This is a genomic window from Microbispora sp. NPDC049125, from assembly GCF_040802045.1.
Classification (GTDB): domain Bacteria; phylum Actinomycetota; class Actinomycetes; order Streptosporangiales; family Streptosporangiaceae; genus Microbispora.
The window spans coordinates 258,576-270,895 of record NZ_JBEZDW010000005.1 but is presented as its reverse complement, the minus strand read 5'-3'; the positions used below and the strand labels follow the sequence as shown (position 1 = coordinate 270,895).

The following is a 12,320-nucleotide window of genomic DNA, read 5'->3' as shown; positions in this document are numbered from 1 at the left end:
ACGCTGTAAGCATGAACGAACTGACCAGAATGGACGAGATGTCCTTGACCGGGGCGGCCCTGCGCGGCGCGCCTTGGGGGGCTGCGGCGATCTCCGGTGGAGCGATCGCGGTCACCAGCTTCCTGATGGGCGTGGTCCTTCCCGGACCGGCCGACCTCACCTGGGCTCTGTGCTCGGGGATCACCCTGTTCGCTCTCGTCGCCGGGATCGGCGCCATCTCCAAGCCCGACCAGGGTGACCGGGTGACGCGCCAGGCGCGGAACTGGGCGCTGACGCACCCGTGGCGGTTCGCCATGTTCCTCGGGCTCGGCGCGGCGGCCCTGATGTACCCCGTCCAGTTCGTCGTCGACGGCGAGGGTTTCTTCGGCGCCGCCTGGGACGCCATGTGGGGCGGCCTGATGGTGCTGCTGGTCACCGCGTTCATCACACACTCCATGAGGGGACGCGCCCGGCGCTCCTAGACATAGCCGGGCGGTCCCGGACGATCAGTTCCGCACACGGTCAGTGATCACAGGCGGTCAGCGATGAAGCTGACCGCCTGACTTGTCTTTCCGGCCACGCGTCCCCCCGCGACATGGCCGCACACCCCCGCTGACGGTTCACAAGGTGATCGACGGCTGAAACCTCTCAAGGGCCGCGATCAGAATGCCGCCGCCCATCGCACGCATCGCGACCCGCTGATCCCGTCGCGGCGGCACATCGCACCCGCCGATTGCGGCCGCGCATTGCGGCAAAAGGCCTCCTGAGCACTCGATTTGCGATTGCATGCCATTAATGGAGACAATGAGCGCGCCAAGGACGATGCGCATTCATGCGCAGCCGGATCGGCGACGGCCAGCATCGCACAAGCCGTCGCCCGCGTGATTACACAGGTTTCGCCGCAATCGGTCAGGCCAAGGACTGCAGCCTTGTGAACCGGCCTACGGCGGACGGATCTGCACCAGATGTGACCTGCACGTACGTGACCTGCACAGATCGACTCGCACAGACATCGACTGCACCGGCGACCGGCCGGCGACCCTCGGATCACGGCACGGACAGTGCGCCACCCGAAGTTTCACTCGATTATCTCCTCCTATTAACGTGCCGGTAATACCTGCCGCGCCAAAGGACTGACAACGGGTGGGGCTTTCGGCGAATGCCGCAATTCTTGCCGCCGTTTTCCGGCCGCTCACCGTACGGTTACCACGGAGGAATGTCCTTGAAATTCACCCGCATCATTTCCGCAATGACGGCGACGGTGAGCATCGTCGTCCTGATGGCGAGTCCCGCGAGCGCCACCTTCGACCCCATCGGCACCGAGCCCGTCGGCCCGTACGCTCAGCCGGCCGACGGGAACGTTCCCAAGCGGGGCTGCACCACGACACTGACGGACCCCAAGAACGCGGCCGGCAGCACCCCGGCGGTCCAGGTGATCTACGCCTGGCACGACGGCAACGGGAACAACTACGAGAGCTACGTCGACCGGATCGCCAAGATCGTCGACAGGATGGACTGGTTGCTCGACGAGTCGACCAACTACGACCAGCACATGAAGCTCAGTTGCCGTACGGGCTACACCACCGGCACCTACACCGGCTACGCCCACGCGCTCGTCATACCCGAGAAGATCGAGAACGCCAATATCACGGGCGAGACCTCCGCGGACGTCGTCGCCACGGACCTGGCGGCGGCGGGATACGACAGCGCGAACCGCAAGTACGTGGTGTTCGAGGACTTCGACGGGACGGGGCAGGCCTACTGCGATCCCGCCAGCCAGGTCTGCGTGGGGGGCGCCGACGAGTGGGACAGCGGCACCCTCATGCACGAGCTGGTCCACCTGGACGACGTGGACCACGCCAAGGTCAGCGAGGTGCCGGACGTCTTGTCGGTGAACGACCTGATGAGCAGCCAGTACAACGACTGGCAGATCGACCAGGAGTTCAACACCTACTACGACCCGAGCGAGACGTCGGCGACGTTCTGGACGTCCAACTATCCCGACCCCCGAAGGCTGAACCTCGCAACCTGGCCGTACTTCACCACGCCGACCTGCTGTGACGTGGGGTACAGCAACGACCTGCTGACCGCGCAGGAGCGCACGATCGAGGACCAGGCGCCGTACGGGTACCCGTCGGGCTTCACCGCCTCCGGCGGCGGATGGATGCAGGTCACCCCGCCCGGGCCGGACAGCCAGACCTCGGCCCGGTGGTACGACGGCCGCCGGTCGCTGACCATGAACGTCCAGTCGTACGCCGAAGGGCTGGTGTCGGTCACCCGCAGGCCGCCGGTCACCGCGGGGCAGCGATACAAGTTCTTCGCCCGGCTGACGACAGGCACCTCCGGCGACGTCAAGCTACGGCTGTCCTGGTACAACTCGTCGGGCTCCCCGATCTCGAACAGCGACAGCTCGACGTACTCCCTGTCGTCCGGCTGGAACGAGTACGCCGTCTCGGCCATCGCGCCGGCCGGCGCGGCCACTGTGCAGCTCTCGGTGGCCAGCCCCATCGGCCAGACCTTCGCCTACCTGCTGGACAGCCTGCAGCTGAACCAGTGCAACAACGGCAAGACCGCCGACGGGTGCCGCCTCGACGGCTGACCCGCCACTGGATGACCGCCCGCCCGGCCGCCTCGGCGACCGGGCGGGCCGTCGTGTGCCAAGACTCACACCACGCGGATGGCAATAAAACGTGCGTAGAGATGGTTACCCACGGGTAGCATAGGTTTATAGTTACCCACCAGTACGTTACCCCCGGGGTCCGGTTCTAGGAGCACAGACGAATGGGTCACTACAAGAGCAACCTCCGCGACCTGGAGTTCAACCTCTTCGAAGTGTTCGGGCGTAAGGAGATCCTCGGCACCGGCCCGTTCGCCGAGGTCGACGAGGACACCGCGCGCAGCATCCTCGACGAGGTGAACCGTCTGGCCACCGGGCCTCTCGCGGAGTCGTTCGAGGACGCCGACCGGCATCCCCCCGTGTTCGACCCGGCGACCCACAGCGTGACGATGCCGGACAGCTTCAAGAAGTCGTACCAGGCGTGGGTGGACGCCGAGTGGTGGCGGCTTGAGCTTCCCCCGGAGCTCGGCGGGACGACCGCGCCCCGGAGCATCGTGTGGGCGATGGCGGAGATGGTGCTGGGGGCCAACCCCGCCGTGTGGATGTTCGCCTGCGGCCCCGCCTTCGCGCACCTGCTGCACGAGTGGGGCACCGACGAGCAGAAGCGGTTCGCCGAGCTGGCCGTCGAGCGGCGCTGGGGCGCCACCATGGTGCTGACCGAGCCCGACGCGGGCTCCGACGTCGGCGCCGGCCGCACCAGGGCGGTCGAGCAGCCCGACGGCACCTGGCACATCGAGGGCGTCAAGCGCTTCATCACCAGCGCCGAGCACGACATGGCCGAGAACATCTTCCACCTCGTGCTGGCCCGTCCCGAGGGCGCCGGTCCCGGCACCAAGGGCCTGTCGATGTTCCTCGTGCCGAAGTACCTGGTCGATCTGGAGACCGGCGAGCCGGGCGAGCGCAACGGCGTGTACGTGACGAACGTCGAGAAGAAGATGGGCCTGAAGGTCTCCACGACCTGCGAGCTCACCTTCGGCGACCGGCACCCGGCCGTCGGCTATCTCGTGGGCGGCGTGCACGACGGCATCCGGCAGATGTTCATGGTCATCGAGCACGCCCGCATGATGGTGGGCGCCAAGGCCATCGCGACGCTGTCCACCGGCTACCTGAACGCCCTCGACTTCGCGAAGAACCGCCTCCAGGGCGCCGACCTCACCCGATCCGGTGACAAGACGGCCCCGCGCGTCCCGATCACCCACCACCCCGACGTACGCCGCGAGCTCATGCTGCAGAAGTCGTACGCCGAGGCGATGCGGGCTCTGGTGATCTACACCGCGACCGTCCAGGACACGATCCAGATCGCCGAGTTCGAGGGCCGCCGCGACCCTGCCGCCGAGGCGCTGAACGACCTGCTGCTCCCTCTGGTCAAGGGCGTCGGCTCCGAGCGGTCGTCCGAGCTGCTCATCCGCTCGCTCCAGACGCTGGGCGGCTCCGGCTTCCTGCAGGACTACCCGATCGAGCAGTACATCCGGGACGCCAAGATCGACTCGCTGTACGAGGGCACCACGGCGATCCAGGGCCTCGACCTGTTCTTCCGCAAGATCCTGCGCAACCAGGGCGCCGCGCTGGGGTCGCTGCTCGGGGAGATCAAGGCGTTCGCCGGCTCGGAGGCGGGCAACGGCCGGCTAAAGGTGGAGCGCGCCCTGCTCGACGAGGCCGCCGACGAGGTCAAGGCGATGGCGGACACGATGGCCGGCTGGGCCATCGGCTCGATGGAGACGCCGCGTGAGGTCTACAAGGTGGGCCTCAACACCACCCGGTTCCTGTTCTGCCTGGGCGACCTCGTCCTGGGCTGGCTGCTGCTGCGCCAGGCGGAGGTCGCGCTCAAGGCCCTCGGCGAGGCCGCCGCGGACACGGACACGGCTTTCTACACCGGCAAGGTGGGAGCCGCCGCGTTCTTCGCGCAGACCGTGCTGCCCCGGCTGGCCGCCGAGCGCCGCGTGCTCGCCGCCACCGGCCAGGACCTGATGGACCTGCCCGAAGACGCGTTCTGACCTTCCACGTTCGTACGGCTGCCCCCCGGCGGCAGCCGTACGAACGCGAGCATCAGGCGGCGCCGGCGGGTAGGGGCCGGGCGGCGCTGTCGTCGTCGGTGTTGATCGTCTGGATCAGCTCCTCCCGGTCGGGGGTGCTCTCCGGACGCAGGAAGCCGATGAGCGTGAACAGCACCAGTGACGTCGCCACCGGCGCGGCGGTCGACACGGCCGTCGAGACCCCGTGCAGCCCGTAGTTCGTCAGCCAGAAGACGAACAGGCCCGCCGCCCACGAGGTCAGCGCGGCCGTCGGCCCCGAGCGGCGGAACAGCGGCAGCATGCCGAGCAGCAGCGGGATGGAGATCGGGCCGATGAGCCCGGCGACCCACTTGATCACGACGGTGATGATGTCCTTCAGCGCGGGGCTGTTAACCTGGGTGGCCACGCTCATCGACAGCGCGATGAACGCCACCGTGGTGACCCGCGCCGCGATCAGGCCGGCCCGGGTGTCCCACTCGCGCGCCCTGCGGGACAGCACCGGGATCACGTCACGGGTGAAGACCGACGCGATCGCGTTGGCGTCGGAGGAGGCCATCGCCATCGTGTGCGAGAAGAACCCGGCGACCACGAGCCCGAGCAGCCCGTGGGGGATGAGCTGCGTGGTCAGCAGCGCGTAGGAGTCGCTGGCGTCCGGCTTGTTCGCGTGGACCAGCAGCGGGGCCGCCCACATCGGGAAGAACAGCAGCAGAGGCCAGACGCCCCACAGCGCGGCCGACAGCCTCGCGCTCCGGGCGGCGTGAGCGGGGCTGGTGGCCGCCATGTAGCGCTGGGCCTGGTTCCACATGCCGCCGTTGTACTCGAACGTCTTGATGAACAGGAACGCGAGCAGGAACGTCACGGTGTACGGGCCGTTGAGCGGCTGCGCGTGGTCGGGCGGGAGCCTGTCCCACACGCCGCCGATGGCGCCGACGCCGCCCAGCTTGGCCAGGACGGCGCCCAGCATGACGAGCCCGGCGACCAGCTGGATGACGAACTGCCCGAAGTCGGTGAGAGCGTCTGCCCACAGGCCGCCGACCGTGCAGTAGACGGCGGTGACCACACCGGTGAGGAGGATGCCCTGGTTGAGGCTGAGGCCGGTGAAGGTGGCCAGCAGGGTGGCGATGGCCGCCCACTTGGCGCCGACGTCCACGATCTTCAGCAGGCCGCCCGACCAGGCGATCGCCTGCTGCGTCGGCACGTTGTAGCGCTTGGCCAGGAACTCCAGCGGGGAGCTCACCTTGAGCTTCGCCCGGATCCGGTTCAGCCGGGGGGCGAACAGCACCGAGCCGATCGCGATGCCGATCGCGATGGGGAACGCCCAGGTGAAGTACGAGGTCGCTCCCCACAGATACGCCAGACCGGCGTACCCCGTGAACATGACCGCGCTGTAGCCGGACATGTGGTGCGAGATCCCCGCCAGCCACCAGGGCATCCTGCCACCGGCCGTGAAGAAGTCGCTGATGTTGTGGATGCGGCTGTGCGAGTACAAGCCGATCCCGACCATGACGACGAAATAGCCGCCGAGCACGATCCAGTCCAATGCGGTCATGCGCGCCAGACCTCCGGGTGAACGTGCGGCACCACGGACCGTCAACCGCCTGGCCCCGTTACGATGCGCCCGCCCCGCACGCCCCGTCAATGGCGGAAATCCAGGTCATGGACCCCGCGGAGCCCGTACGAACACGGTGACGCAGGTCATCCGCGATTCACACATATGAACGCTTTCCGCGTATCTGAATCGTTATCCGACACGGCCTTGATCTCGCACATGACGGCGGGTGAAAGTGTGCGGCGAGTGACACATCGAAACGCGGACACCCAGGACCCCTCACCGCCTGGCATCGGTGAACGTCCCGAACCTGGAGGCCCATGGGAAAAGGCCCGCCGGCCGGAGTCTCCCGCCTCGCCGATCGAGCCGCTAGCGTGCCCGCCTATGACCCCGCCTATGACCCCGCCTATGACGGAGCCCTCGTTCATTCACGCCACCCGCGAGTCCTACGACGCCATCGCCGTCCACCACCCGGGCGGGATCGGCCCCGATCTGGAGGGCAAGCCGCTGGACCGGGCGTTGCTGGCCGTGTTCGCGGAGTGGGTGCGGGCCGCCGGCAACGGTCCCGTCGCCGACGTGGGCTGCGGCGAGGGCGGGATCACCAGGGCCCTGCATGATCTGCGCGTGGACGCGTTCGGTGTCGATCTGTCTCCGGAGATGGTCGCGCTGGCCCGCCGGAGGCATCCGGACCTGCGGTTCGAGGTGGGGTCGATGCTGGCCCTGGACATACCGGACGGATCTCTCAGCGGCGTGCTGGCCTGCTACTCGATCATCCACGTTCCCTGGGAACGCCGTCCGGAGGTGTTCGCCGAGTTCCACCGGGTGCTGGCACCGGGCGGGCACCTCATGCTGATCTTCCAGGTGGGTGACGATCGCGGGCACCGCGATGAGCTGGACGGCCTGGAGATCTCACTGGACTGGTACCGGCAACGACCCGACGAGGTGGCGGACCTGCTGGACGAGGCGGGGTTCGAGGCTCGCGTGAGCATGGTGCGGGCCCCTGAACCCGGCGTGGAGAAGGTCCCGCAGGGCTACCTGCTGGTACGCAAGCCGCCCGGCTCCCCCCGGCACTCCCGTTGAGAGGCCTGCTCAGAGGTCGTACTGGACCGCCGCCCGGGCGGCGAGGATCGGCGCGATGGACTCGGTGACCACTGCCCGGTGCACGGGGTGGTCGCGGTAGACGACGTAGTCCTCACGCGAGTCGAAGCCCGCCACCACGGCGAACGAGAAGTTCCCCTCGTTGATCCCCGCGTCCGCGCCGATCTGATAGCTCCGCACCTCGGGGATGGCGTCCGGCAGCGTGCTCAGCCGCTCGGCGACCTGTGCCTTCTGCTCCTCGGTGGCGTCCTCGGTCCAGCTCATCAGCACCACGTGCCGGAACATGATCCTCCTCAGGGAAAAACGACGGGCCCCATCTTCTCACCCGCCGGCGGCCGGACGGGCCGCGGCCCTGGACGGCCGCGGCCTGCCGGCTTCGTCAGCTCCAGGCGAGCATCCGCAGCGGGTCCTCCAGCATGGCGCCCACCTCGCGGAGCACGTGGGAGCCCAGCTCGCCGTCGACCACCCGGTGGTCGAACGACAACGCGAGCGTGGTGACCTTGCGGACGGCGAGCTGCCCGTCCACCACCCAGGGCATGTCCCTGATCTGGCCGAACGCCAGGATCGCTACCTCACCGGGGTTGAGGATGGGAGTCCCGGCGTCGACCCCGAACACCCCCACGTTCGTGATGGTGATCGTGCCTCCGGTCAGCTCGGCCGGCTGGCACCTCCCTGCGCGGGCGCGCTCGGCCAGCTCGGTCAGCGCCCGGGCCAGCCCGGGAAGCGACAGCGTGTGCGCGTCCTTGATGTTGGGCACGATCAGCCCCCGCTCGGTGGCGGCCGCGATGCCGAGGTTCACGTAGTGCTTGACCACGATCTCCTCGCCGGTCCACGAGGCGTTCGCCATCGGGTGCCGCCGTACGGCGGTGAGCAGGGCCTTGGCGACCAGCAGCAGAGGGGAGACCTTCACCTCGGCGAAGTCCGGGAGCCGCCGCAGCCGCTGGACCGCCTCCATCGTCTCGGTCACGTCGACCTGGAGGAACTCGGTGACGTGCGGGGCCGAGAACGCGCTGGCGACCATCGCCTGCGCGGTCGCCTTGCGCACACCCCGGACGGGGATGCGCTCCTCCAGCTCCGGCGCCCCGCTCCCGCGCGGCGCCGTCACCGGAGCCGCCACCCGCGTGTCCGCCACGGCGGCCTGGACGTCCTCACGGGTGATCGAGCCCTGGGGCCCGGTGCCGGTGATGGTGGCGAGGTCCACGCCCAGGTCCCGGGCGAGCTTGCGCACCGGAGGCTTGGCCAGCACCCCCACCCTCCCGGCGGAGCCGGCCGCGGGCACCTGGACGGCCGGAGGCACGCGGACGACCGGAACGGCCGGAGCCTGAGCCTTAGCCGGGGCCGGGGCCGGGGTCTCCGCTCCCGGCTTCCTCGGGCGGCGCCTGGTGGAGCTGGTCTTGACCCCGTAGCCGACGAGCACCGGGGTCCGCACCTCCTTCTGAGGAGCGTCCTTCTGAGGAGCGGGCGTCGGCACCAGGTCCTCCGCGAGAGCCTCGGAAGCCGTGGGGCCGCCGTCCTCGTCCCCGCCGGTCTTCACCGCGATGATCGGGGAGCCGACGTCGACGGTCTCGCCCTCGGCGGCCATCAGCGACGACACGGTGCCCTCGAACGGGCACGGCAGCTCGACCACGGCCTTGGCCGTCTCGATCTCGACGATCGTCTGGTTGATCCTGACCGAGTCGCCCGGCGAGACGTGCCACTTCACGATCTCGGCCTCGGTCAGGCCCTCGCCCACATCGGGGAGCTTGAACTCACGCAGCACGAGAATCCCTCCCTTTTCAGTAGGCGAACGAGCGGTCGACGGCGTCGAGCACCCTGTCCAGGTCGGGGAGGTAGTGGTCCTCCAGCCGCGACGGCGGGTAGGGCGTGGAGAAGCCGCCGACGCGCAGCACGGGCGCCTCCAGATGGTAGAAGCAGCTCTCGGTGATCCGCGCGGCGAGCTCCGCCCCGAAGCCGGTGAAGACCGGCGCCTCGTGCACCACGACGCACCGGCCGGTCCGCCGCACCGAGTCGGTGACCACGTCCATGTCCAGCGGGTTGAGCGAGCGCAGGTCGATGACCTCCAGGTCGCGCCCGTCCTCCTCCACGGCCGACGCCGCCTCGACGCAGGTCTTGACCATCGGCCCGTACGCGATGAGCGTGGCGTCACGGCCCTTCCGTACGACCCGGGCCCGGTCGAGCGGCAGACCTGAGCCGAGGAGATCGACCTCCGCCTTGTCCCAGTAGCGGCGCTTGGGCTCGAAGAAGATGATCGGGTCGTCGCAGCGGACGGCCTCCTGGATCATCGTGTACGCGTCGGCGGGGTTGGAGCAGGCGACCACCCGCAGGCCGGCGGTGTGCGTGAAGTACGCCTCGGGAGACTCCGAGTGGTGCTCGACCGCGCCGATGCCGCCGCCGAACGGGATGCGTACGACGACGGGCAGCTTGAGCGTGCCGAGCGAACGCAGCGGCATCTTGGCGAGCTGCGTGATGATCTGGTCGGCGGCGGGGAAGACGAACCCGTCGAACTGGATCTCGCACACCGGCCGGTAGCCGCGCAGGGCCAGGCCGATCGCCGTCCCGACGATGCCCGACTCGGCGAGCGGCGTGTCGATCACGCGTTCCTCGCCGAAGTCCTTCTGCAGCCCGTCGGTCACGCGGAAGACGCCGCCCAGCTTGCCGACGTCCTCTCCCATGACGAGGACCTTGGAGTCGTCCTCCATCGAGCGGCGCAGCCCCTCGTTGAGCGCCTTGGCGAGAGTGAGAGTGGTCATCGCTCGAACCCCGCAAGGTAGCTCAGGTACTGCTGGCGCTCCTCTTCCATGAGGGCGTGGGCGTCCGCGTACACATGCTGGAACATCGCCTCGGGCGGCGGGTCGGGCAGCGCGAGGCAGCGCCCGCGCACGTCCTTGCCGAGCGCGTCGGCCTCGGCCTCGATCTTCTCGAAGAACTCCTGGTCGGCGAGCTGGTTGCGGAAGAGGTACGCCTTGACCCGCTCGATGGGGTCCTTCAGCTTCCAGGCCTCCAGCTCGTCGGCCAGGCGGTAGCGGGTGGGGTCGTCGGAGGTCGTGTGCGCGCCCATCCGGTAGGTGAACGCCTCGATGAGTGTGGGCCCCTGCCCCTCGCGGGCGTTCTGCAGCGCCCGCCGGGTCACGGCCAGGCAGGCGAAGACGTCGTTGCCGTCCACCCGGACGCCGGGGAAGCCGAAGCCGGAGGCCCGCTTGTAGAGGGGGATCTTCGACTGCTTCTCCAGGGGCTCTGAGATCGCCCACTGGTTGTTCTGGCAGAAGAACACGACCGGGGCGTTGAACACCGACGCCCAGATGAACGACTCGTTGACGTCGCCCTGGGAGGTCGCGCCGTCACCGAAGTAGACGATCGAGGCGGCCTCCGCGCCGTCGCGCTGGACGCCCATCGCGTAGCCCACCGCGTGCAGCGTCTGGGAGCCGATGACGATCGTGTACAGGTGGAAGTTGTGCTCCGCCGGGTCCCATCCGCCGTGGTTGACTCCGCGGAACAGGCCGAGCAGCTTGACCGGGTCCACGTCGCGGCACCAGGCCACGCCGTGCTCCCGGTAGGTCGGGAAGGCCATGTCGGCGTCGGTGAGCGCGCGGCCTGAGCCGATCTGCGCCGCCTCCTGCCCGAGCAGCGAGGCCCAGATGCCCAGCTCGCCCTGGCGCTGCAGGGCGACGGCCTCAAGGTCGACGCGGCGGACCAGGACGAGGTCCCGGTAGAGCGAGCGGACCTCTTCCGCGGTCAGCTCGATGTCGTAGTCGGGGTGCTCGACCCGCTCACCCTCCGGGGTGAGCAGCTGGACGAGCTCCGGGGGTGCGTCAACACCGCGAGGGGCGTCGGCTGTCACGTGCCACTCCTGTGCGTCTTGGGCCGTCCGCGGATGGGGTCGCCACCGCCGGCGGATCGGGCGGTCGTGCGTGCGGCCACGGGGGTGGGCGGCCGCGCGCGTGTTGCGGACATCGTGGCAGAGGTCACACCCCACAACGCAACCTCTGCCTTCGACTCCACATCTTCCCGATTCCCGGCCCCGGCTGCGCCACACTCCCCGCGGCCCTCCTCCCGGCTGTCGCTAGGCTTGGCGCGTAGCGACCCCCATCCAACCTGGAGGAACATCGTGGCGCGCGTCATCGTCGACGTCATGCTCAAGCCGGAGATCCTCGACCCGCAGGGGCAGGCGATCGCCCGCGCGCTGCCCAGGCTCGGTTTCTCCGGGGTTTCCGGCGTGCGGCAGGGCAAGCGGTTCGAAGTGGAGCTGGACGGCCCGGCCGACGAGGCCGCCCTTTCAGAGGTCCGCAAGATGGCCGAAACCCTACTCGCCAACACCGTCATCGAGGACTTCGCCGTCCGTATAGAGGACTGAAGTGGCATAAATCACACCATGTCGGCGGAGATAAACCCCCACCTAGTGGACATCGGTCGGTCCCAAAACCGGCCGTCAGGTGTGCTCCAAATAACAGGGACGTGATTTTGCGGTTAGCCCCGAATGATCGGGGAAGCCTTCCTTGGTGACCTTCGACACCGGGGAGGGGATCCGGTGGATATTGAGTTTTCGCTGGCCATGCCACGCGATGCGATAGGCATCCCGATGGTGCGACGGATGGTGGGAGACGCACTCCTGTCCCTCGGCGTCACCAGGGAGTGCGTGTCAGACATACTCCTGGCGACCTCCGAAGCCTGCGCCAACGCGGTGCGGCACGGCGGTCCTGCCAATCGCTACGAGGTCATGGCCACAATCGGAAACGGCCGCTGCGAGCTGCGGGTCGCCGACCAGGGGAAGGGGCTGCACAGCATTCCCAAGCAGTATCCGTCTGGAGACGCGGAGAACGGCCGGGGCATTTTGATCATGCGGGCCGTCGTTGACGACCTCTCCTTCGACACAACCCCCGGCCGCGGCACGACCGTGCGCCTGTCGAAGGAGCTCGACTGGGACGAGGACGCCATCGCCCACCATCTCACGCTGGACCGCCAGCTCGCCGGGGTCTGACCATCCGACCACCTGGCCGCCCCGCTCCCGCGGGGCGGCCCATACCGGCGACTTCGATACCCTGAGGTGTACCGCCACAGACCACCGTCA

The 12,320-nt window shown here is 68.7% G+C and carries 12 protein-coding genes; 6 read left to right on the top strand and 6 right to left on the bottom strand.

The window, feature by feature from the left end; genetic code table 11:
- The first annotated feature begins 11 nt into the window (after positions 1–11).
- The gene (locus AB0B72_RS08855; protein ID WP_367738015.1) at positions 12–461 is read left to right on the top strand and encodes a hypothetical protein; all 450 of its coding nucleotides are present in this window, start codon (positions 12–14) and stop codon (positions 459–461) included.
- A gap of 138 nt (positions 462–599) precedes the next feature.
- On the opposite strand, the gene AB0B72_RS08850 is transcribed toward AB0B72_RS08855, so the two are convergent.
- Positions 600–809 carry a hypothetical protein gene (locus AB0B72_RS08850; RefSeq protein ID WP_367738014.1) on the bottom strand — a complete coding sequence of 70 codons (210 nt, stop codon included), beginning with the start codon at positions 807–809 and terminating at the stop codon, positions 600–602.
- Between the two features lie 419 nt (positions 810–1,228).
- On the opposite strand from AB0B72_RS08850, the gene AB0B72_RS08845 reads away from it, so the two are divergent.
- Together AB0B72_RS08845 and AB0B72_RS08840 are read left to right on the top strand one after the other, a co-directional pair.
- On the top strand, positions 1,229–2,578 hold the full coding sequence (locus AB0B72_RS08845) for a hypothetical protein (protein ID WP_367738013.1): 1,350 nt from the start codon (positions 1,229–1,231) through the stop codon (positions 2,576–2,578).
- A gap of 182 nt (positions 2,579–2,760) precedes the next feature.
- Complete coding sequence (locus AB0B72_RS08840; protein ID WP_367738012.1) at positions 2,761–4,590, top strand: acyl-CoA dehydrogenase; 1,830 nt, start codon at positions 2,761–2,763, stop codon at positions 4,588–4,590.
- 52 nt (positions 4,591–4,642) lie between these two features.
- Here AB0B72_RS08840 and AB0B72_RS08835 read toward each other — a convergent pair whose 3' ends face one another.
- Positions 4,643–6,157 (bottom strand): sodium:solute symporter family protein, encoded by a 1,515-nt coding sequence (locus AB0B72_RS08835; protein ID WP_367738011.1) that lies wholly within the window; start codon positions 6,155–6,157, stop codon positions 4,643–4,645.
- A gap of 408 nt (positions 6,158–6,565) precedes the next feature.
- Here AB0B72_RS08835 and AB0B72_RS08830 point away from each other — a divergent pair, with 408 nt between their 5' ends.
- Positions 6,566–7,237 carry a class I SAM-dependent methyltransferase gene (locus tag AB0B72_RS08830; protein ID WP_367738010.1) on the top strand — a complete coding sequence of 224 codons (672 nt, stop codon included), beginning with the start codon at positions 6,566–6,568 and terminating at the stop codon, positions 7,235–7,237.
- Between the two features lie 9 nt (positions 7,238–7,246).
- On the opposite strand, the gene AB0B72_RS08825 is transcribed toward AB0B72_RS08830, so the two are convergent.
- From AB0B72_RS08825 to pdhA, 4 genes are all read right to left on the bottom strand, one after another.
- On the bottom strand, positions 7,247–7,540 hold the full coding sequence (locus AB0B72_RS08825) for a Dabb family protein (protein ID WP_367738009.1): 294 nt from the start codon (positions 7,538–7,540) through the stop codon (positions 7,247–7,249).
- 94 nt (positions 7,541–7,634) lie between these two features.
- Positions 7,635–9,014 carry a dihydrolipoamide acetyltransferase family protein gene (locus AB0B72_RS08820; protein ID WP_367738008.1) on the bottom strand — a complete coding sequence of 460 codons (1,380 nt, stop codon included), beginning with the start codon at positions 9,012–9,014 and terminating at the stop codon, positions 7,635–7,637.
- 16 nt (positions 9,015–9,030) lie between these two features.
- On the bottom strand, positions 9,031–10,005 hold the full coding sequence (locus AB0B72_RS08815) for an alpha-ketoacid dehydrogenase subunit beta (protein ID WP_367738007.1): 975 nt from the start codon (positions 10,003–10,005) through the stop codon (positions 9,031–9,033).
- On the bottom strand, positions 10,002–11,093 hold the full coding sequence (gene pdhA, locus AB0B72_RS08810; protein WP_367738006.1) for a pyruvate dehydrogenase (acetyl-transferring) E1 component subunit alpha: 1,092 nt from the start codon (positions 11,091–11,093) through the stop codon (positions 10,002–10,004). Before pdhA ends, AB0B72_RS08815 begins: the two co-directional genes overlap by 4 nt.
- Positions 11,094–11,360: 267 nt before the next feature.
- Between pdhA and purS the strand changes: the two genes are divergently transcribed.
- Positions 11,361–11,606, top strand: a complete 246-nt coding sequence (gene purS, locus AB0B72_RS08805; protein ID WP_367738005.1) for a phosphoribosylformylglycinamidine synthase subunit PurS — start codon at positions 11,361–11,363, stop codon at positions 11,604–11,606.
- Between the two features lie 198 nt (positions 11,607–11,804).
- Entirely contained in the window at positions 11,805–12,230 is a 426-nt protein-coding gene (locus tag AB0B72_RS08800) for an ATP-binding protein (protein WP_367738057.1), read from the top strand.
- The last annotated feature ends 90 nt before the right edge of the window (positions 12,231–12,320 follow it).